The sequence below is a fragment of the Gilvimarinus sp. 1_MG-2023 genome, assembly GCF_030548285.1.
Genome location: NZ_JAUOSC010000506.1, coordinates 1 through 334, shown reverse-complemented (window position 1 = coordinate 334; position 334 = coordinate 1). Strand labels below are relative to the sequence as shown.

Here is a 334-nt window from a genome sequence, read left to right as displayed (position 1 = left end):
GAGCAGCCACAGGCCAGCACAGAGACTCATCAATGGCCAACCCGCATAAGGACTGAATAGATAACGCCAAATGCGCAGCACAGGGACATAACCAATACCGTGAACCAAACCCGCCGCAATACCCCACAACCCGAGCGGTAGTAATATGTGCGTCTGTTCATCCGGTGCAACAGCCACCAGTTGCGGCATGGCCAGCCATAATCCAGCCAGTCCCAGCGCTCCCAGGAAGGATAACCCTCGCGCCCAAAAAGCATACAGCGGCCCGTAGGCCGCATAATCCACTGGAGGTTTGTCTGGAACAGGCATTGCCTTACTCCGCATCCCGATCCATATC

1 protein-coding gene is annotated in these 334 nt (G+C 56.0%); it reads right to left on the bottom strand.

All coding sequences use genetic code 11. The features are described from left to right. Window positions 1-306: cyd operon YbgE family protein (locus tag Q4563_RS17835; RefSeq protein ID WP_303605453.1), on the bottom strand; the 306-nt coding region annotated here is incomplete at its 3' end. Between the last annotated feature and the right edge of the window lie 28 nt (window positions 307-334).